This is a genomic window from Streptomyces sp. NPDC002176 (assembly GCF_044903645.1).
Taxonomy (GTDB): Bacteria; Actinomycetota; Actinomycetes; order Streptomycetales; family Streptomycetaceae; genus Streptomyces.
On the sequence record NZ_JBJDQW010000004.1, the window covers coordinates 598,387 to 616,610 of the forward strand.

An 18,224-nucleotide genomic window follows, 5' to 3' on the forward strand; every position below is an offset into this window, starting at 1 on the left:
GTTGGTACTCCTCCCGTCTCCCCCTGGTTCCCGGTACCCGGACCCGCTCGCGGCGGTGTCCGGGCAGCCGGTCTTACCCGCTCCGGCTGCCCCTTTGGCCCCGGTTCATTCGACGGCGGCCGGAATCCGTTCCAGCACCCCGCCCGCGAACACGTCGTACAGCGGCAGCGTCTCCAGATGGACATAGCCGATATGGCAGTCGCAGCTGTTCAGCGGGCAGGCGCGGGGGCGCAGCGCGGCACGGTAGGAGCCGTCGTAGAGGTTGCCGAGTTCCGCCGGTACGAAGTGGCAGCGGCGGACCGTGCCGTCGCCGTCCACCGAGATCACCGACTCACCGGTACGGCACGGCAGCCCGGCGCTGGCGTGCGGGTGCCTGCTGTACGGGAACAGCGGGTCCAGCGCGGTCCACGCCTCGGCCTCCGCGTCGGTGTAGGTGTGCCCCTCGGCCGCGTTCACCCACAGGTACACCCGCCCCAGCAGCTCGGCCCGCAGCCGCCGGGCCACCGGGAGGTGTTCGCGCAGCCCCACGACGCCGACGCTGTACCGGACCCCGAGGGTGTCCAGCTCCCGGCACTTGCCGAGGAACCGGTCGTACGGCGTCTGTCCCGGGTGGAACGTGCACCACAGCGCCAGGGTGTCGCGGTCGGCGTCGGCCAGCCAGTCGGTGCGGCAGCTCAGGTTGGTCTGGATGGCGACCCTACGGATGTGCGGCAGCCGGGAGAGGTCGGTCAGGGCGCGCCGGTACCAGGAGCGCACCAGCCCCTCTCCCCAGGGCGTGAACAGCACCGAGAGCCGGTCCTCGGTGCGGGCCCCGGCCCAGTCGGCGAACCGCTCCAGGCTCGCCCGGTCGGCCCGCAGCTGCTCCCGGCTGTCCCGGCGCTTGGCGAAGGGGCAGTAGGGACAGTCGTAGTCGCAGGAGGCCAGCGGCCCCCGGTACAGCAGGGTCAGGTCCATGATGGGCGGCTCACTTGCGCTCGTAGGCGGCCATCGCCGCCCGCACGGCCGGGGAGAACAGCTCGGGGCCGAGCGCGTCGGAGTGGGCCAGCCCCTCCGGGGTCAGCCGCAGCACCGGGCCGGACTCCAGCCAGCCCAGGTCCGCGAACCGCGCCAGCTCGACCGGGAAGTCCTCTGCCGGGGTACGGCCGCCGAACCGGGCCCGGTAGTCGGCGACCGGCAGTCCGTCCGCCTGGAGCAGCGACTGCAGCAGATGACGGCGGCGCGCCTCATCACCGGTCATCTGGCGCCCGTACTCGGCGTGCGCGAAGTCGGCGGCGGGGCGGGCGGTGTAGTCGTCGATGATGGCGCGGATCTCGTGCATCCCGACCGCGTAGTCGAAGGAGTAGTGCAGCCCGGCGGTGTACGAGCGGGCACCGCAGCCCAGGCCGATCATGCCGTCGGTCTGGCAGGCGTAGTCGTCGGCGCCCTCGGCCGGGGCGTCGGCACGACGGAACATCCGCATGGACCGCTGCTCGTAGCCGCGCGCGAGGAGATGGTCGCGTCCGGCGCGGTACAGCCGCAGCCGCTGCTCGTCCCACTCCGGGTCGGCGGCGTCGGCGTGGCGGCCGAGGCCGGTCAGCGGGCGTATGTAGAGCGGGTAGAGGTACAGCTCCTCGGGCCGCCAGGCCAGCGCGGCGTCCAGCGAGCGCAGCCAGCTCTGCTCGGTCTGGCCGTCGATGCCGTAGATCAGGTCGATGTTGAGCACGGGTATCCCCGCGTCCCGGACCCGGCCGAGCGCCGCCTCCACATCCGCCCGGCGCTGCGGGCGTACGGCGGCCCGCGCCTCGGTGTCGTCGAAGCTCTGGACGCCGAGGCTGAGGCGGGTGGCGCCGCGCTCGGCGAGGACTTCGAGCCGGTCGGCGGTGGCCGTGGCCGGGGACGCCTCCACGGAGAGCGGGACGGCGCGCAAGTCGGCGCCCATCCGGTGCTCGGCGATGTCGCAGAGCCGGGTCAGCTCGGCGGCGGTGAGGAAGGTGGGGGTGCCGCCCCCGAAGGCGGCGGTGGCGAACCGGACGGGGTCCCGCTCCCCCAGCGCCTCCCGTACGGCGCCCGCCTGCCGCTCCAGCGCGTCGAGGTAGGCGCCGGTGAGTCCGTCCGGGGCGCCGATGCGGGTGAACAGGTTGCAGAACCCGCAGCGGATCTCGCAGAACGGGATGTGCAGATAGAGGGAGAGCGCGTCCTTGGGCTCGTCCGCCCACAGCTCGCTCAGCAGCGGCCGGTCGGGGAGCTTCCGGTACGCGGTCTTGTGCGGGTAGGCGTACACATAGCTCTGGTACGGGGCCGGGGCGGTCGCGGTGGTCATCGGGCCGCCTCCTGGTTCAGCAGGAAGTGGGCGTACGGCACGGTCCACACCGACTCGTGGCCGATGCGGTGGCCGGTCCAGCCGTCGTCGCCGTAGGCGGTGCCGTGGTCGGAGCAGACGATGGCGAGGCAGGGGCGTCGGCTGCTCATGGCGGTGAAGAGGCGGCCGATGTGCCGGTCCACGTACTCCAGCGCGGCGGCGTGGGTGGCGCGGGAGTCGCCGTCCTCCTTGCTCGCGCCGGGCAGATGGAACCAGTTGGGCTGGTGCAGCGCGGAGACGTTGACGAAGAGGAACAGCGGCTGTTCCGGGGCCGTCCGGGCGGCGATCTCCTCGGCGCGGGCCACCTGGGCCTCGAAGGAGGTCGGGGAGGCGACCCCGAACTCCGGTTCCCAGTGCGACTCCTCGAAGAGTCCGGGCAGCACCGAGCCGAGCGCGCCCTGCTTGTTGAAGAAGCCCACTCCCCCGACGCACGCCGTGCGGTAGCCCGCCTTGGCGAGACCGGAGACCAGATCGGGGGTGTCGTAGACGAAGGTGCCGTCGGCCGTGGTCTCGCTGCCCGCGAAGTCGGCGGCGAACAGGCGGGGGTGGCGGCCGGGTTCGGCCGGGGTGGGCAGGAAGCCCGCGAACATGGCCTGGTGGGAGGCGTAGGTGAAGCTGCCGGGCGCGTGCCGCTTCTCCCAGCGGCCGCCGGGGAGGTGGCGGGTGAGGGTGGGGATGCGGCCTGCGTCGGCGAGTTCGGCGGCCACGTCGTAGCGGAGCGTGTCGAGGGTGAGCAGCAGGATGTCGTGGCTGCCGACGATCCGGTTCATGTCCGGCACGCCCGGCGCCACTTCGGGCAGGCGGGCGGTGGCCGGGTCAGACGCTGGCATGGGTGGTTCCTGTTCTGTGCGGGTGGTGCGGGCCGGGGCGCCCGGTGAGCGGGGCCCGGCGCAGGGCGGCGGCGACCTGCGCCGCGTAGGTGTCGAGGCCCTCGGCGCCACTGCCGGGCAGGCCGGTGAGCCGGGGCAGCAGATCGCCGAAGGCGTTGACCTCGCCGACGAAGGCGCGGCGCCAGCCGACGGCGGGCAGCAGGTCGACGCCGACGCAGAGGGTGTCCGGGAAGCAGGCCGCGGCCCGCTCGCAGATCCCGAGCACCTCCGGCCAGCGCAGGCCCGCCGCCTCGGCGTCCCGTCGCGCCCCGGCGAGGTCGCCCCGGTGGCCGCCGAGGTGGAGGTTGGTGAGCGGTCCGGCGCTGGTGCGGACCACGGCGTGGGTGGCGCGGCCGTCCACCACGACCACCCTGAGGTCGGCGGCGCGGCCGTCCTGGGACGCCTTGGGCACCCATCGCTCCAGGTGCAGCCCGTCCGGCGCGAGCGCGTCCACGATGGCGGCGATGTCCCGCTCCCGCTGGTAGCGGCGCACCTTGAGGGAGTTGAACAGCCGCCCCTCGGAGTCGAGTTCGACGGAGGTGGTGGCCCTGATCCGGCCGCCTCCGGCCGAGTCGACGGCGAGCACCCCGGAGGCCGACGAGCCGTGCGCGGGCTTGACGAACAGCCGGGGCATCCGGTGCTCCCGCATCAGCGCGCGCACGTCGTCCCAGCCGCGCACGGGAGCGCCCGCCGCACCGGAGGTGGGTGACTCCGGCACCGGTACGTCTGCCGCGGCGAGGGTCGCGTGGCAGCGCCGTTTGTCGAACATGACCGCGACGTCCTCGGCGCCGTCTAGCCGGATGCCGCCGCGCAGCGTGCCCAGGGCCGCCGTGAAGCGCTCGTACCAGCGGGCGGTGCCCTCCACGCGGGTCGGGTCGGGCATGCCCCGCAGGAGGAGGTCGACCTCGGGGTCCTCACCGGGCGAGTCCACGCGGACGATCTCCCCGTCGCCGAACTCGGCCCCGCCCGCGCGCAGGACCTCCAGCCAGGGCACCACGCGGGGCGCGGGCAGCCCGGCGGCCCGGACGGCCTCCGCGAAGAGGGTCACCCTGCGGCCGCCGGGGTTGCCGACCACCGCGAAACACCAGTTCATGGCCTGCCGCTCACTCGCCGATGGCCACGAAGCGCTGCACGGTGCCGTCCTCGTTCTCGTACGAGTCCGCGTCGTCCTCGTCCAGGTCGAGCCGGACGCCCGCCGGTTCGAGCGTCTCGCGCAGGCGCTGCTGGAGGGGCTCGGTGAGGTAGTGGTGGTGCAGGTCGAGGAAGCCGAGGTGGGTCAGCGGCTGCCCGGCGAGCAGCGCGGCGGCGCCCTCGTCGCCCAGGGTGCCCATGGAGAGGTCCAGCGTCTCCAACCGGGCCACGACGGGCGCGGAGGCGACGGCGGCCGCGATCTCGTCCTGTATCTCGCTGTTGCGCAGCCCCAGATGACGCAGGGCGGGCAGCCGGGTGCCGGAGAGGATCGGCTCCAGGTCGGACACCGTGGTGTCGGCGCCGTACGAGGAGTCGCCGAGCCACAGCTCGAGGTGTTCCAGCGCGGGCAGGTCGCTGCCCCCGATGCCGCGCACGACCTCCACGGGCAGCCCGCCGGTCTGCACGACCAGCTTGCGCAGCGCGGTGTGGCCGAGCGCGGTGAACTCCAGCCCGGTGCCCCCGCGCACGCCGAACTCGGTCAACTCCGGGAATCCGGTGAGCAGTCCGGTGACGTCGGTCTGCTGGATCCAGGAGAGTTCGGCCTCCTCCATGACGAGATCGCCGAGGAACAGCGCGCGCAGGGCGGGCAGCCGGTCACGGGCGGCGAGCAGCGCCGCCATCACGGCGGAGGAGTCCGTCTCGTACGCGTCCGTCCAGGCGCCGATGATCAGCGCCCGCACCCGCGTGGTGTCCACGGCGGCGAGGAAGCGGGCGAAGGCGTCCACCCACTCCTCGTCCGCGTCGTACACGTCCCCGGCGACCCGCCAGGCGACGGCGTCCGGCTCGGGCAGCTCGGCCTTCGCGTCGGGTCCGGGAAAGGCGAACGCGGGGAGGCCGTACAGCTCCTCCAGGTGGTGACCAATGGTCATGCGGGCTGCTCCTGACGTGCGATGGGCGCGAACGTGTGCGGTCCACGGCGTACGCGGCATTTCTAGCAACCCCCACTGACAACCGGTCACCTGCCTGGGGAAGGGCTACTCGGCGGGCAGTGCCTCGCGGAGCGCCTTCGCGGTGGCGGCCGGGTCGTACCCCTCGGGGACCCCGTCGACCAGGATGATGTCGCCGGCGATGTGCCGGGAGCGCAGCGGGGCGATTTCCCGGTAGGCGGGCGAGTCCCACCAGGCCCGCGCCTCGGTGATGCCGGGGAAGCCGATGAGCACGACATGGCCGGGCCAGCCCCCCTCCTTCACCTCGTGCTGCGCGCCATGGACGAGGAATCGGCCGCCGTAGGGCTCGAAGGTGGCGGTGACACGCTCGATGTACTCCGCGATTTCCGGGTGCGGAGCGGCCTCACGGAGATGGGCTACGGCATAGGCGGTCATGACATCCTCCACATCACAGGTGATCGTCGGTTTGTCGCACCGGTGATACTTCCACCCCCGCGGACCGGCGTCGATGGTCTGTCAGGTGATCGACACCGACACGCCGGGAAGATCACGCAGACCCACACCGAGCCGGATCTGTGCTAGTCTTTCTCTTGTTGCAGTTGTGGTACCCATGAACTTTATGTGCGCCTGACGGGAAATGTTTTCTCTTTAGGCGCATTTTGTTTTCCGGCATCTTCCGGATGGGGCCTCTGCCATCAGAAGGAGAAAGTCATGGCACAGGGAACCGTCAAGTGGTTCAACTCTGAAAAGGGTTTCGGCTTCATCGAGCAGGACGGTGGCGGTCCGGACGTCTTCGCCCACTACTCGAACATCGCCACCCAGGGCTTCCGTGAGCTCCAGGAGGGCCAGCGGGTCAGCTTCGACGTCACGCAGGGCCAGAAGGGCCCCCAGGCCGAGAACATCGTTCCCGCCTAATAGCTGGACGCGTATTCCGCTCACCGGGGTCCGCACCGTCATGGTGCGGACCCCGGTTTGTGCTGTGTTGAGGAAGGCAGTAACCGCATGCCCCGCAGGTATCAGAAGCCGAACCGCGGCTCGTCGCCGTCCCGGCCCTCGTCGGCTCCCCAGGCTCCTCAGGAATTCCGCCTGCCGGAGAGCACGACGCCCGCACTGCCCGCCGTCGCTGAGTTCGCCGACCTCGACATGCCCGCGGCACTGCTGAAGACGCTCACCGCGCAAGGGGTGACCACCCCCTTCCCGATCCAGGCCGCCACGCTGCCGAACTCGCTGGCGGGCCGTGATCTCCTGGGCCGTGGCCGCACCGGCTCCGGCAAGACCCTCGCCTTCGGCCTCGCCCTGCTGGCCCGCACGGCCGGGCTGCGCGCCGAGCCCAAGGCTCCCCTCTCCCTGATCCTCGTGCCCACCCGCGAGCTGGCCCAGCAGGTGACCGACGCGCTGACCCCGTACGCGACGGCGGTCAACCTCCGGATGGCCACCGTGGTCGGCGGCCTGTCGATCACCAAGCAGGCCGCCACGCTCCGGCGCGGCGCCGAGGTGCTGGTGGCGAGCCCCGGCCGCCTCAACGACCTGGTGGAGCGCGGCGACTGCGTGCTGCACGACGTCCGCATCACGGTGCTGGACGAGGCCGACCAGATGACCGACATGGGCTTCCTGCCGCAGATCACCAAGCTGATCCAGCAGGTGAGCCCCGACGGTCAGCGGATGCTGTTCTCGGCCACCCTGGACCGGAACATCGACAAGCTGGTGCAGCGGTTCCTGACCGACCCCGTGGTGCACTCGGTGGACCCGTCCGCCGGTGCGGTCACCACGATGGAGCACCATGTGCTCCACCTTCAGGACGAGACCGACAAGAAGGCCGTCACCACCCGCATCGCGGCCCGTGACGGCCGGGTCATCCTGTTCCTGGACACCAAGCGCTCCGCCGACCGGCTCGCCAAGCGGCTGCTGTCGGTCGGGGTCCGCGCCGCCGCCCTGCACGGCGGCCGCTCCCAGCCGCAGCGCAACCGCGCCCTGGAGCAGTTCAAGACCGGCGAGATCACCGCGCTCGTGGCGACGAACGTCGCGGCGCGCGGTATACACATCGACGACCTCGACCTCGTGGTGAACGTCGACCCGCCGACCGACCACAAGGACTACCTGCACCGCGGCGGCCGTACCGCCCGCGCGGGTGGTTCCGGCAGTGTGGTCACGCTGGTGCTGCCCGAGCAGAAGCGGGAGATGAACCAGCTCATGTCGGCCGCGGGCATCAGCCCGAAGACGGCCCGCGTCACCTCCAGCGCCCCGGAGCTGGTCGCCATCACCGGCGCCCGCGAGCCCTCCGGCGTGGCCGTCGTCATCGCCACCCCGGAGCCGACGCCGCCGAAGGCGTCCCGTCCGGCCCGCAGGTCCGGTTCCGGTTCCGAGGGCGCCGGCCGCTCCAGCCGCCGTCGTCGCCCGGCCGGTGCCGGTGAGGCTGCGGCCGGTCAGGGCCGCAAGCAGGAGGGCCGGTCCAAGCCGGGCACCGCGAGCGGTGGCACCGGGGCGTCCGGCGGGCGCGGTACGGGCCGCCGCACGAGCGCCGAGGGCGCCAAGGGCGGCGGCGCCTCCGGTCGCCGTACCGCCGGGGGCGCGGCTCCCGGCAAGGCGGCCGCGCGCGGCACCGCCCGCAGGGCGCCGGGCGAGCGTGCCGCGGGCACCGGTGGCTCCGACCGCCGCGGCGGCCGCCGCCCGGCCGCGAGCTGAGCGCAGCACCACGCAGAACACCCCCCGACCGGAGCGGTCGGGGGGTGTTTTCGCGTCCAGGGTGTCTAGCGCCGCCCGGGCAGGCGGACCACCTGGACGAAGAAGTCGTCGATCTGGCGGACGGCGGCGATGAACTGGTCCAGGTCGACCGGCTTGGTGACATACGCGTTGGCGTGCAGCTTGTAGCTGCGGAGGATGTCCTCCTCGGCCGCCGAGGTGGTGAGGACGACCACCGGGATGTCCGCGAGATCCTGGTCCGACTTGATCCGCTCCAGCACCTGACGCCCGTCGTACTTGGGCAGGTTCAGGTCCAGCAGGATCAGGTCGGGGCGGGGCGCGCCGGTGTGGTCGCCGCGCCGGTAGAGGAAGTCCAGCGCCTCCTCGCCGTCCCGGACCACGTGCAGCGTGTTGCCGATCTTGTTGTCCTCGAACGCCTCCCGGGTCATCAGCTCGTCACCGGGGTCGTCCTCCACCAGGAGGACGTCGATCGGGGTGGCGTCGGGAGTCGTCATGTGAGGGCCTTTTCCTCGGAGGTGGTGCCGGTCTCGTCCGGGGCGGTGGACATGGGCAGGGTGAAGCGGAAACGGGTGCCGTCGGTGTACTCGGTGTCCAGCCAGATCCTGCCGCCGTGATGTTCCACGATCTTCTTGCAGAGCGCCAGGCCGATGCCGGTACCACCGTAGGCGTCCCGGCTGTGCAGCCGCTGGAAGATGACGAAGACCTTCTCGGCGAACTCACCGGGGATGCCGATGCCGTTGTCCGTGACGCTCAGCCGCAGACTGCCCGGCTCGTCCGGGTCGGCCTCACAGGTAATGGTGACCTGCGGGGCGCGGTCGGGGTGGCGGAACTTCAGGGCGTTGCCGATCAGATTCTGCCAGAGCATGGTGAACAGGGTCGGGTCGCCCACCACCTCGGGCATCTCCGTCGGCCGTTCGACGCGGGCACCGGACTCTTCGACGGCGGTGCCCAGGTTCATCATGGCCTTCTCCAGCGCCTTGTCCAGGCCGACCGGCACGCGGTCGTCGGTGAGACGGCCGACCCGGGAGAAGGTGAGCAGGTCGTTGATGAGCACCTGCATGCGCTTGGCGCCGTCCACCGCGAAGTCGATGTACTGCCTGCCGCGGTCGTCCAGCTTGTCGTAGTACCGCTTCTCCAGCAGCTGGCAGAAGGAGGCGACCTTGCGCAGCGGCTCCTGGAGGTCGTGGGAGGCGACGTAGGCGAACTGCTCCAGCTCCACGTTGGAGCGGCGCAGCTCGATCGCCTGGGCGTCCAGGTCGGCGGCCTGGGTGGTGAGGACGCGCTGCTGGGCGTGGGAGGCGTCCAGCTCGGCCACGATCCGGCGGCGCATGCCGTCGACGTCGACGGCCAGGGCGGTGAGGTCGGTCGGGCCGTCGCCCGAGATGACGTACTCGAAGTCACCGCCCGCGACCCGGCGGGACGCGCTGCGCAGCCGTTCCAGGGGCCGGGTGACGAGCAGCCGCACGAAGACGGCGAGCGCGACGCCGGTCAGCAGGAACGCGGCGACCATGGCGACGAGCACCGAGTTGCGCAGCGTGCGCTCCTGGGCGATGTGGGCGCGGCCGTCCTCGACGACGCGGGCCATGTGGGCGTTCTGGTCGACCCAGCCCGCGCGCAGCCTGTCGAAGTCCTCCTTGCCGCGTTCCACGGTCCGCAGGTCGACGGCCTTCGGCTTTCCGGGGGTCACGGAGGCGACGAGCGGCTCGGCGTAGTTCGAGCGCCAGGCGGCGGCCTGGCGCTCTACGGCGGCCAGGTCGTCGCGCAGCTCGGGCCGGTCAGCGATCAGGCGGCGCAGCCGGGCCGCGGACTCCGCCTCGTTCTTCTTGCCCTGGGTGTAGGGGGTGAGGAAGCGCTTGTCGGCGGTGATGGCGTAGCCCCGGATGCCGGTCTCCTGGTTGACCATGGCGGACTGGAGCCGGTACGCCTCGGTCTGGGCGGGCTGTACGCCCTCCAGCAGGGTGTCGGTCGCCTGGGCCGTGCGGTTGAGCAGGGCGGCGCCGACCACGGTGCCGAGGAGCACCAGGAGTGTCATGAGCGACAGCACCAGGTAGAACCAGCCCTGCACGGTCAGCCTGCGTGCGGTCCACGGCTTGCCCGTGACGTCGTTCACCCTGTGCTCCGAACCCACTCGTCACTCACGCGTCCCACTCGTTTCTCTCGTCTCGCCGTTCTCAGGGTTCTCGGGGTTCTCAGTTCCAGCTCACATGGACGACGGCGACGTCGTCCGCGAGGCCGCCGCGTTCCTCGGCCAGCCCCTCCGCCTCGCCGATGAGCCGGTCCACGAACTCGTCGGGCGCCAGTCCGGCCGCGTCACGGGCGAGCTGGAGCAGCCCCTCCTCGCCGAGCCGCTGCGGGCCGTGGCTGACGTGCCCCTCGAAGAGGCCGTCGGTGAAGAGGACGACGGAGGCGCCCGGCGGCACCGGCAGCTCCGCCATCGGCCAGTGCGCGCCGCCGGGGACCAGGCCCAGCGCGGGCCCGCCCGGCACCTCGACCCAGTCCACGTCCCCTCCGGCGCCGCGCCGGAGCAGCCCGTGATGGCCTGCCCGCACCACACTGGCCCGCTGCTCGCCGGGTACGGCGGACAGGCTGACCAGGGTGGCGAACACCTCGTCCCGGGCGCGCTCGGCGACCAGGATCTCCTCCAGCCGGGCCACCTGCTCGACGCCGGTGATACCGCTGAGAACCAGTGTGCGCCAGGCTATCCGCAGGGCGACACCGAGGGCGGCCTCGTCCGGTCCGTGGCCGGAGACGTCCCCGACCAGGGCGTGGACGGTGCCGTCCGCGCTCTGCACGATGTCGTAGAAGTCACCGCCGAGCAGCGCCTGGGCGCGGCCGGGGCGGTAGCGGGCGACGACCTGGACGCCGTCGGCGCGCAGCAGCGGGCGGGGCAGCAGTCCGCGTTCCAGGCGGGCGTTCTCCTGGGCCTGCATCAGGCTGGCCTGGAGCGCCACGGCGGACTGTTCGGCCTGCTTGCGCTGGATCGCGTAGCGGACGGCGCGCCCGAAGAGTTCGGGTTCGACGCGGCCCTTGACCAGGTAGTCCTGGGCTCCGGCGGTGACCGCGGCGAGCCCGGTCTGCTCCTCGGCCAGGCCGGTGAGGACGACGATCGCCACCTGGTCGGCGCGTGCCTTGACCAGGGAGACCGCTTCGAGGCCGCTGGCGTCGGGCAGGTGCAGGTCGAGCAGGACGCAGTCGGGGCGCTCGGCGGAGAGCACCTCGGCGGCCTCGGCCATCGAGCGCACCCAGCGCAGGCGCATCTTCAGGGCGCTGTCGGCGACCAGTTCCTCCACCAGCAGCGCGTCGCCCGGATCATCCTCGATCAGGAGCACGGACGGCTGTCGCTCGTCCCACGCCGTGTCGACTCCGCCCACGGTCACCGGCATCAGCTCATGAGCATCAGCCCGCGACGTCACCATGGTCCCGCCCTTTCCGCCCCACTCGTGCCGCCCGCCGTCAGAAGTTGTCGACCGACAACATTGGATGAGCATACTCAGTACGAAGATCCGGGCGTGACCAGTCCGGGTGACATCATTCACCCATCCGCACTCGGGCGCGACGACGCGGTCCCTTTAGGTGCCCGTTCACCCCTCGAAGCGGTAGCCCATACCGGGCTCGGTGATGAGATGGCGCGGGTGGGAGGGGTCGGCCTCCAACTTACGGCGCAGCTGGGCCATGTAGACGCGCAGGTAGTTCGTCTTGTCGCTGAGGGAGACGCCCCAGACCTCGCGCAGCAGGTGCTTCTGGCTGACCAGGCGGCCGGGGCTGGTGACAAGAATCTCCAGCAGATGCCATTCGGTGGGGGTCAGGCGGACGTCCCGGCCGTCGCGCACGGCCTTCTTCGCGGCGAGATCGAGGGTGAAACCGGCCGTCCGCACCGTCGTGACCTCCGGGGCGTCCCGGCTGGCCTCGGTGCGGCGGACGGCGGCGCGCAGCCGGGCGAGCAGTTCGTCCATGCTGAACGGCTTGGTGACGTAGTCGTCGGCCCCGGCGTCCAGGGCGGCGACCTTCTCCTCGGACGCCTGCCGGGCGGAGAGGACGAGGATCGGGACGCGGCTGCGGCCGCCGCGCAAGGACCGTATGACGTCGGCGCCGTCCATGTCGGGCAGCCCGAGGTCGAGCACGACCACGTCCGGCCCGCGGTCGGCCGCGAGCCGGAGCGCGGTGGCGCCGTCCGGGGCGGCGTCCACGGTGTACCGGCGGGCCTGGAGGTTGATCACGAGGGCGCGCACCAGCTGCGGGTCGTCCTCCACCACGAGCACCCGTGTCATGGACGCGCGCCCTCCTGTCGTACGCCGGATCAACGGCAGCAACCTACGTCATCCGGGCGGGAGTCGGCGGCTCCGGTGCGGCTTCCGGACACCGCTTCGGCGTATCAGCTCCGGGCCGACAGCTCCTTGAGGGCGATGTTCAGCTCCAGCACGTTGACACGGGGTTCGCCCAGGAAGCCGAGGGTGCGGCCCTCGGTGTGGTCGCGGACGAGCCGGGCCACCTCGGTCACCGGGAGGTGGTTCCGGGCGGCGACGCGGTAGGTCTGGAGCCGGGCGTAACGGGAGGAGATGTCCGGGTCGAGGCCGGAGCCGGAGGAGGTGACCGCGTCGGCGGGGACGTCGGCGGGGCTCACCGGATGGCCGGGTACGGAGTTGTCCCGGACGACCGCGGCCTGGGCGGCCCGCACCCGCTGGGCCAGGACCTGGCTGTCGGCGGCGAGGTTGGTGGCGCCGGACAGCAGCAGCGCGTAGCGGGTGTTCTCGCTGTTGGTGCCGAGACCGGCCGCGGGGCGCCCCTGGAACCATCTGAGGTCCGGCTCCGGCGTCTCCTGGCCCTTCTTGAGCGGCAGTGTGTACGACTGCCCGATGAGGGAGGAGCCGACGACCCGCCCGTCCACCCGGACCTCGGAGCCGTTCGCCCGGCCGGGGAGGAGGAGTTGGGCGACGCCGGTGACGGCGAGGGGGTAGAGGACGCCGGTGACGAGGGTGAGGACGAGCAGGGCGCGCAGGCCCGCGCCCAGTGAACGGGCCCTGCCGGTGAGGAAGTTGTTCATGGTCAGCCGATCCCGGGGATCAAGGAGAGGAGCAGGTCGATGAGCTTGATGCCGATGAACGGCGCGACAAGGCCGCCGAGGCCGTAGACGGCGAGGTTGCGCCGCAGCAGCCGGTCGGCGCTGACCGGCCGGTACCGCACCCCGCGCAGGGAGAGCGGGACCAGCGCGACGATGATCAGCGCGTTGAAGACGACGGCCGAGAGGATCGCGGAGTCCGGCGAGGCCAGCCGCATGATGTTCAGCCGGTCGAGCCCCGGATACACGGCGGCGAACAGCGCCGGGATGATGGCGAAGTACTTGGCCACGTCGTTGGCGATGGAGAACGTGGTCAGCGCGCCCCGGGTGATGAGGAGCTGCTTGCCGATCCCGACGATCTCGATGAGCTTGGTCGGGTCCGAGTCCAGGTCCACCATGTTGCCGGCCTCCTTGGCGGCCGACGTACCGGTGTTCATGGCCACGCCGACGTCCGCCTGGGCCAGTGCGGGGGCGTCGTTGGTGCCGTCCCCGGTCATGGCGACGAGCTTGCCGCCCGCCTGCTCCCGCTTGATGAGGGCCATCTTGTCCTCGGGGGTGGCCTCCGCGAGGAAGTCGTCGACGCCCGCCTCCTCGGCGATGGCCTTGGCGGTCAGCGGGTTGTCCCCGGTGATCATGACGGTCCGGATGCCCATGCGGCGCAGCTCGGCGAATCGTTCCCGCATGCCGTCCTTGACGACGTCCTTGAGGTGGACGACGCCCAGCACGCGGGCGCCCCGGCCGTCCCGCACGGCCACCAGCAGCGGGGTGCCGCCCGCGCGGGAGATACGGTCGGCGGCGGCTTCGGTGTCCTCGGGGACCGTGCCGCCCTGCTCGCGCACCCAGCGCAGCACCGAGGCGGCCGCTCCCTTGCGGACGGCGCGCCCGTCCACGTCCACGCCGGACATCCGGGTCTGCGCGGTGAACGCGACCCACTCGGCACCGGCCAGCTCGCCCTGGTGCCGTTCGCGCAGGCCGTACGCCTCCTTGGCCAGGACGACGACCGAACGGCCCTCGGGGGTCTCGTCGGCCAGCGAGGACAGCTGGGCGGCGTCCGCGAGCTCGGCCTCGCTCGCGTCGCCCACCGGCACGAACTCGGCGGCCCTGCGGTTGCCGAGGGTGATGGTGCCGGTCTTGTCCAGCAGCAGTGTCGACACGTCACCGGCCGCCTCGACGGCCCGGCCCGACATGGCCAGCACATTGCGCTGGACCAGGCGGTCCATGCCCGCGATGCCGATGGCGGAGAGCAGCGCGCCGATGGTAGTGGGGATCAGGCACACCAGCAGGGCGACCAGCACGACCATCGTGAGGTGGGTGCCCGCGTGGGCGGCGAACGGCGGCAGCGTGGCGCAGGCCAGCAGGAAGACGATGGTGAGCGAGGCCAGCAGGATGTTCAGCGCGATCTCGTTGGGGGTGCGCTGCCGGGCCGCGCCCTCCACCAGTCCGATCATCCGGTCGATGAAGGTCTCCCCCGGCTTGGTCGTGATCCGGATGACGATCCGGTCGGAGAGCACCTTGGTGCCGCCCGTGACGGCGCTGCGGTCCCCGCCGGACTCCCGGATGACCGGCGCCGACTCGCCCGTGATCGCGGACTCGTCCACCGAGGCGACGCCCTCCACGACATCGCCGTCACCGGGGATGACCTCGCCCGCCTCGCAGACGACCAGGTCGCCGACGCGCAGCTCGGTACCGGACACCTGCTCCTCGGTGGTCCCGGCCAGCCTGCGGGCCACGGTGTCCGCCCTGGCCCTGCGGAGGGTGTCGGCCTGCGCCTTGCCCCGGCCCTCGGCGACCGCCTCGGCGAGGTTGGCGAAGAGCACGGTCAGCCACAGCCAGGCGCTGATCGTCCAGCCGAACCAGTCGGTGGGGTCGGTGCAGGCGAACACCGTGGTGAGCACGGAGCCGATCCACACCACGAACATCACGGGTGCCTTGACCAGGCTGCGCGGGTCGAGCTTGCGGAAGGCGTCCGGCAGCGATCTGACCAGCTGCCGGGGATCGAACAGGCCCGCGCCGACACGTCCGTCCGCGGAGCGGTGACCGGCGGGCATCTCGCTGTGCGGCGCCCGGGCGGGAGTGGCTGTGGACATCGCGTCCTCTGACTTGTCTGTACGGGGTGACGGGTCTGTACGGTTTTTGTCTGTATAGGCCGACTTGTCTGTACGAGTGGTCATCACGCCAGCCCCTCGGCGAGCGGTCCCAGCGCCAGGGCCGGGAAGTACGTCAGGCCGGTGATGATCAGGATCGCCCCGACCAGCAGGCCCGCGAACAGGGGTTTCTCGGTGCGCAGGGTGCCCGCGCTCTCCGGGACGGGCCGCTGCGCGGCGAGCGATCCGGCCAGCGCCAGGACGAACACCATGGGCAGGAAGCGGCCCAGCAGCATGGCGAGCCCGGTCGTGGTGTTGAACCAGTCGGTGTTGGCGTTCAGCCCGGCGAACGCCGAGCCGTTGTTGTTGGCGGCCGAGGTGAAGGCGTACAGCACCTCGGAGAACCCGTGCGCGCCCGGATTGAGCATGGAGTGCGGCGGGGTCGGCAGCGCCATCGAGAGCGCGGTGAACACGAGGACCAGCGCGGGGGTGACCAGGATGTAGCAGGCGGCGAGCTTCATCTCGCGCGCGCCGATCTTCTTGCCCAGGTACTCGGGGGTGCGGCCGACCATCAGCCCGGCGAGGAACACCGCGATCACGGCCATGATCAGCATGCCGTACAGCCCGGAGCCGGTGCCGCCGGGCGCGATCTCGCCCAGCATCATCCCGAGCATCGTGATCCCGCCGCCGAGCCCGGTGAAGGAGGAGTGGAAGGAGTCCACCGCGCCCGTCGATGTCAGTGTCGTGGACACCGCGAAGAGCGCGGAGCCGCCGACGCCGAAGCGGACCTCCTTGCCCTCCATCGCGCCGCCCGCGGCCTGGAGCGCCGGGCCGTGGTGGCTGAACTCGGCCCACATCATCAGGGCGGTGAAGCCCAGCCAGATGGTGGCCATGGTGGCGAGGATCGCGTAGCCCTGCCGGACGCTGCCGACCATCAGGCCGAAGGTGCGGGTCAGCGAGAACGGGATGACGAGGATCAGGAAGATCTCGAACAGGTTGGTGAAGGGCGTCGGATTCTCGAAGGGGTGGGCGCTGTTGGCGTTGAAGTAGCCGCCGCCGTTGGTGCCCAGCTCCTTGATGGCCTCCTGGGAGGCGACCGCGCCACCGTTCCACTGCTGGCCATTGCCCATGAACTGGCCGACCTCATGGATGCCGGAGAAGTTCTGGATGGCACCGCAGGCGACCAGGACCAGCGCGCCGAGCACGGCCGCCGGGACCAGGACGCGCAGCGTGCCGCGCACCAGGTCGGCCCAGAAGTTGCCCAGTTCACCGGAGCGCGACCGGGCGAAGCCGCGCACCAGGGCGACCGCGACCGCCATGCCCACGGCGGCGGACACGAAGTTCTGCACCGCGAGCCCCGCCGTCTGCACGACATGGCCCATGGTCTGTTCGCCGTAGTACGACTGCCAGTTGGTGTTGGTGACGAAGGAGACGGCCGTGTTGAAGGACTGCGCCGGGTTCACCGAGGAGAACCCGAGCGAGCCGGGCAGCACCCCCTGCAGCCGCTGGAGCAGATAGAGGAAGAGGACACCGGCGACGGAGAAGGCCAGCACCCCGCGCAGATACGCGGGCCAGCGCATCTCGGTGTCGGGGTCGGCGCCGATGGCCCGGTAGATCCACCGCTCGACGCGCAGATGACGGCGCGAGGAGTACACCTTGGCCATATAGCTGCCCGCGGGCACGTGGACGAGGGCCAGCGCGGCGATGAGGGCGAGCAGTTGGAGCACGCCCGCGAGTACGGAACCCATGTCGGCTCTCAGAACCTCTCCGGGAAGATCAGGGCGAGGACGAGATAGCCCAGCAGAGCGACGGCCACGACCAGGCCGACGACGTTCTCGACGGTCACAGCTTCGTCACCCCCTTGGCGACGAGTGCCACCAGCGCGAAGGCCGCGAGCACGGTGACGACGAAGGCCAGGTCGGCCATCTTGGGACTCCTGAACGGACTCGGGATCGAAAAGGGGAACCCTTCGAGGAAACCCCTGCTCCGAGCGCTCGGACCCCCACGTTGACGCCTCCCATACGGGCGGGGGCGCGGCTTTGACGGGTCTCTGACGGGGGCGGTGCACGCGGGGCATGGGAAGGCGGTATGGAAAAGGCAGCCGCCGGGAAGCGGCTGCCTTTCAGGTGGGGACGTCGTGGCTAGGCGAGGTGCGAGTCGAACCACTCGATCGCCACTTCGGGGTGCTCGCCGAAGTAGTTGTAGCCGTCGAAGCGCCGGGTCGTCCCCTCGATCCACACGAGTTTCTTGTCCTCCACCGGGATGGCGTCGTAGATCGACTGCACGTCCTCGGGGCGGGTCATGGAGTCGTGGTGGACCTGGGCGACGAGGGTGGGGATGTGGATCGACTTGGCGTATTCGAGCGGTGACTGCTCGGCCAGGTGGAATCCGGTCCGCTCGGCGAGTCCCTGGTCGAAGCGCGCGTAGCCGTCCGGGATGTCGTTCGCCTTGACGAATTCCTCGATGATGTAACTGCCCGAGACCGGCTGGAGGAGGATGAGCGAGGGGATGTCCTCGAACTCCTCGGGGTGCCTGGCCATGGCGACGCAGGTTGAGTCGGCGCCCAGGCACACGCTGAGCAACAGCGTCGTCATGTCCTTGGTGTCCGGCCGGGACCTCGCGTAGCGCACCGAGCCGATCACGTCCCGGTACTCCAGCAGTCCGATGCCCACGGTGTCACCGTTTCCGGCGCCGCTGAGGCCGAAGTTCCGGATGTCGTAGCAGAGGATGTTGTACCCGGCGTCGTGCAGGGCCTTGAATTCGGGGAGGAAGTTCACCTCGAATCCGCCAAGACCACCGAATTCCGGCAACTGGCCCGGATATCCATACCGGTTGCCCGGCAGGAAGTGGTTCTGGATGACGAGCTTGTCCGAGTCGGCGGGGATGAACCAGCCGTCGAGCGGGACCCCGTCCATCGACAGGAAGAACACGTCCTCGTACTCCAGCCCGACCTCGCCCGGCCTGCGCAGCACGGGTGCGCGGCGCCCGGCGGTGGTGCCGGTGGTCCACATGTCGAGGAAGCCCTCCAGGGCGGCCTGACCGTGGTAGCTCTCCGTCATGCCCATTACCTCCTCGGCACGAGGCGTGAGGATGGTCGCA

General features: G+C 71.2%; 17 protein-coding genes. 2 read left to right on the plus strand and 15 right to left on the minus strand.

Going from position 1 to position 18,224, the window contains the following annotated elements:
- Positions 1 to 105: 105 nt before the first annotated feature.
- The 6 genes from ACI2LY_RS21875 to ACI2LY_RS21900 form a co-directional block, all read right to left on the minus strand.
- The gene (locus tag ACI2LY_RS21875) at positions 106 to 954 is read right to left on the minus strand and encodes an STM4011 family radical SAM protein (RefSeq protein ID WP_404708615.1); all 849 of its coding nucleotides are present in this window, start codon (positions 952 to 954) and stop codon (positions 106 to 108) included.
- 10 nt (positions 955 to 964) lie between these two features.
- Positions 965 to 2,299 (minus strand): STM4012 family radical SAM protein, encoded by a 1,335-nt coding sequence (locus tag ACI2LY_RS21880; RefSeq protein ID WP_404708616.1) that lies wholly within the window; start codon positions 2,297 to 2,299, stop codon positions 965 to 967.
- The gene (locus ACI2LY_RS21885) at positions 2,296 to 3,108 is read right to left on the minus strand and encodes an STM4013/SEN3800 family hydrolase (RefSeq protein WP_404708780.1); all 813 of its coding nucleotides are present in this window, start codon (positions 3,106 to 3,108) and stop codon (positions 2,296 to 2,298) included. Before ACI2LY_RS21885 ends, ACI2LY_RS21880 begins: the two co-directional genes overlap by 4 nt.
- Positions 3,109 to 3,154: 46 nt before the next feature.
- Positions 3,155 to 4,300, minus strand: a complete 1,146-nt coding sequence (locus ACI2LY_RS21890) for an STM4014 family protein (protein WP_404708617.1) — start codon at positions 4,298 to 4,300, stop codon at positions 3,155 to 3,157.
- 10 nt (positions 4,301 to 4,310) lie between these two features.
- Positions 4,311 to 5,267 (minus strand): STM4015 family protein, encoded by a 957-nt coding sequence (locus ACI2LY_RS21895; RefSeq protein ID WP_404708618.1) that lies wholly within the window; start codon positions 5,265 to 5,267, stop codon positions 4,311 to 4,313.
- Positions 5,268 to 5,372: 105 nt separating this feature from the next.
- Positions 5,373 to 5,720, minus strand: a complete 348-nt coding sequence (locus ACI2LY_RS21900) for a DUF1330 domain-containing protein (RefSeq protein ID WP_393915669.1) — start codon at positions 5,718 to 5,720, stop codon at positions 5,373 to 5,375.
- A 276-nt stretch (positions 5,721 to 5,996) separates the two neighbouring features.
- Between ACI2LY_RS21900 and ACI2LY_RS21905 the strand changes: the two genes are divergently transcribed.
- Together ACI2LY_RS21905 and ACI2LY_RS21910 are read left to right on the plus strand one after the other, a co-directional pair.
- Entirely contained in the window at positions 5,997 to 6,200 is a 204-nt protein-coding gene (locus tag ACI2LY_RS21905) for a cold-shock protein (RefSeq protein WP_007502648.1), read from the plus strand.
- Positions 6,201 to 6,287: 87 nt separating this feature from the next.
- Positions 6,288 to 7,967 (plus strand): DEAD/DEAH box helicase, encoded by a 1,680-nt coding sequence (locus tag ACI2LY_RS21910; RefSeq protein ID WP_404708619.1) that lies wholly within the window; start codon positions 6,288 to 6,290, stop codon positions 7,965 to 7,967.
- A gap of 65 nt (positions 7,968 to 8,032) precedes the next feature.
- Here the strand turns inward: ACI2LY_RS21910 and ACI2LY_RS21915 are convergent, their stop codons facing one another.
- The 9 genes from ACI2LY_RS21915 to ACI2LY_RS21955 form a co-directional block, all read right to left on the minus strand.
- A complete protein-coding gene (locus tag ACI2LY_RS21915; RefSeq protein ID WP_404708620.1) occupies positions 8,033 to 8,479 on the minus strand; it encodes a response regulator in 447 nt (148 codons plus the stop codon).
- Positions 8,476 to 10,017 (minus strand): CHASE3 domain-containing protein, encoded by a 1,542-nt coding sequence (locus tag ACI2LY_RS21920; RefSeq protein WP_404708781.1) that lies wholly within the window; start codon positions 10,015 to 10,017, stop codon positions 8,476 to 8,478. The genes ACI2LY_RS21915 and ACI2LY_RS21920 overlap by 4 nt, the downstream gene beginning before the upstream one ends.
- Positions 10,018 to 10,174: 157 nt before the next feature.
- A complete protein-coding gene (locus ACI2LY_RS21925; RefSeq protein ID WP_393915667.1) occupies positions 10,175 to 11,401 on the minus strand; it encodes a PP2C family protein-serine/threonine phosphatase in 1,227 nt (408 codons plus the stop codon).
- Between the two features lie 165 nt (positions 11,402 to 11,566).
- The gene (locus ACI2LY_RS21930) at positions 11,567 to 12,253 is read right to left on the minus strand and encodes a response regulator transcription factor (protein ID WP_404708621.1); all 687 of its coding nucleotides are present in this window, start codon (positions 12,251 to 12,253) and stop codon (positions 11,567 to 11,569) included.
- Between the two features lie 104 nt (positions 12,254 to 12,357).
- The gene (locus tag ACI2LY_RS21935; RefSeq protein ID WP_404708622.1) at positions 12,358 to 13,026 is read right to left on the minus strand and encodes a potassium-transporting ATPase subunit C; all 669 of its coding nucleotides are present in this window, start codon (positions 13,024 to 13,026) and stop codon (positions 12,358 to 12,360) included.
- Positions 13,027 to 13,028: 2 nt separating this feature from the next.
- A complete protein-coding gene (kdpB, locus tag ACI2LY_RS21940) occupies positions 13,029 to 15,128 on the minus strand; it encodes a potassium-transporting ATPase subunit KdpB (RefSeq protein WP_404708623.1) in 2,100 nt (699 codons plus the stop codon).
- A gap of 83 nt (positions 15,129 to 15,211) precedes the next feature.
- Positions 15,212 to 16,873 (minus strand): potassium-transporting ATPase subunit KdpA, encoded by a 1,662-nt coding sequence (kdpA, locus tag ACI2LY_RS21945; protein WP_404708624.1) that lies wholly within the window; start codon positions 16,871 to 16,873, stop codon positions 15,212 to 15,214.
- 8 nt (positions 16,874 to 16,881) lie between these two features.
- Positions 16,882 to 16,971: a K(+)-transporting ATPase subunit F gene (gene kdpF / locus ACI2LY_RS21950; RefSeq protein ID WP_037770757.1), complete on the minus strand. Its 90-nt coding sequence runs from the start codon at positions 16,969 to 16,971 to the stop codon at positions 16,882 to 16,884.
- A gap of 295 nt (positions 16,972 to 17,266) precedes the next feature.
- Entirely contained in the window at positions 17,267 to 18,184 is a 918-nt protein-coding gene (locus ACI2LY_RS21955) for an alpha/beta hydrolase family protein (RefSeq protein WP_404708625.1), read from the minus strand.
- Between the last annotated feature and the right edge of the window lie 40 nt (positions 18,185 to 18,224).

What these genes read in the sequence shown, in the direction of transcription:
- ACI2LY_RS21875 (WP_404708615.1), bottom strand. Translation starts at nt 954, where the DNA reads ATGGACCTGACCCTGCTGTACCGGGGGCCGCTGGCCTCCTGCGACTAC.
- ACI2LY_RS21880 (WP_404708616.1), bottom strand. Translation starts at nt 2,299, where the DNA reads ATGACCACCGCGACCGCCCCGGCCCCGTACCAGAGCTATGTGTACGCC.
- ACI2LY_RS21885 (WP_404708780.1), bottom strand. Translation starts at nt 3,108, where the DNA reads ATGAACCGGATCGTCGGCAGCCACGACATCCTGCTGCTCACCCTCGAC.
- ACI2LY_RS21890 (WP_404708617.1), bottom strand. Translation starts at nt 4,300, where the DNA reads ATGAACTGGTGTTTCGCGGTGGTCGGCAACCCCGGCGGCCGCAGGGTG.
- ACI2LY_RS21895 (WP_404708618.1), bottom strand. Translation starts at nt 5,267, where the DNA reads ATGACCATTGGTCACCACCTGGAGGAGCTGTACGGCCTCCCCGCGTTC.
- ACI2LY_RS21900 (WP_393915669.1), bottom strand. Translation starts at nt 5,720, where the DNA reads ATGACCGCCTATGCCGTAGCCCATCTCCGTGAGGCCGCTCCGCACCCG.
- ACI2LY_RS21905 (WP_007502648.1), top strand. Translation starts at nt 5,997, where the DNA reads ATGGCACAGGGAACCGTCAAGTGGTTCAACTCTGAAAAGGGTTTCGGC.
- ACI2LY_RS21910 (WP_404708619.1), top strand. Translation starts at nt 6,288, where the DNA reads ATGCCCCGCAGGTATCAGAAGCCGAACCGCGGCTCGTCGCCGTCCCGG.
- ACI2LY_RS21915 (WP_404708620.1), bottom strand. Translation starts at nt 8,479, where the DNA reads ATGACGACTCCCGACGCCACCCCGATCGACGTCCTCCTGGTGGAGGAC.
- ACI2LY_RS21920 (WP_404708781.1), bottom strand. Translation starts at nt 10,017, where the DNA reads ATGACACTCCTGGTGCTCCTCGGCACCGTGGTCGGCGCCGCCCTGCTC.
- ACI2LY_RS21925 (WP_393915667.1), bottom strand. Translation starts at nt 11,401, where the DNA reads ATGGTGACGTCGCGGGCTGATGCTCATGAGCTGATGCCGGTGACCGTG.
- ACI2LY_RS21930 (WP_404708621.1), bottom strand. Translation starts at nt 12,253, where the DNA reads ATGACACGGGTGCTCGTGGTGGAGGACGACCCGCAGCTGGTGCGCGCC.
- ACI2LY_RS21935 (WP_404708622.1), bottom strand. Translation starts at nt 13,026, where the DNA reads ATGAACAACTTCCTCACCGGCAGGGCCCGTTCACTGGGCGCGGGCCTG.
- kdpB (WP_404708623.1), bottom strand. Translation starts at nt 15,128, where the DNA reads ATGTCCACAGCCACTCCCGCCCGGGCGCCGCACAGCGAGATGCCCGCC.
- kdpA (WP_404708624.1), bottom strand. Translation starts at nt 16,873, where the DNA reads ATGGGTTCCGTACTCGCGGGCGTGCTCCAACTGCTCGCCCTCATCGCC.
- ACI2LY_RS21955 (WP_404708625.1), bottom strand. Translation starts at nt 18,184, where the DNA reads ATGACGGAGAGCTACCACGGTCAGGCCGCCCTGGAGGGCTTCCTCGAC.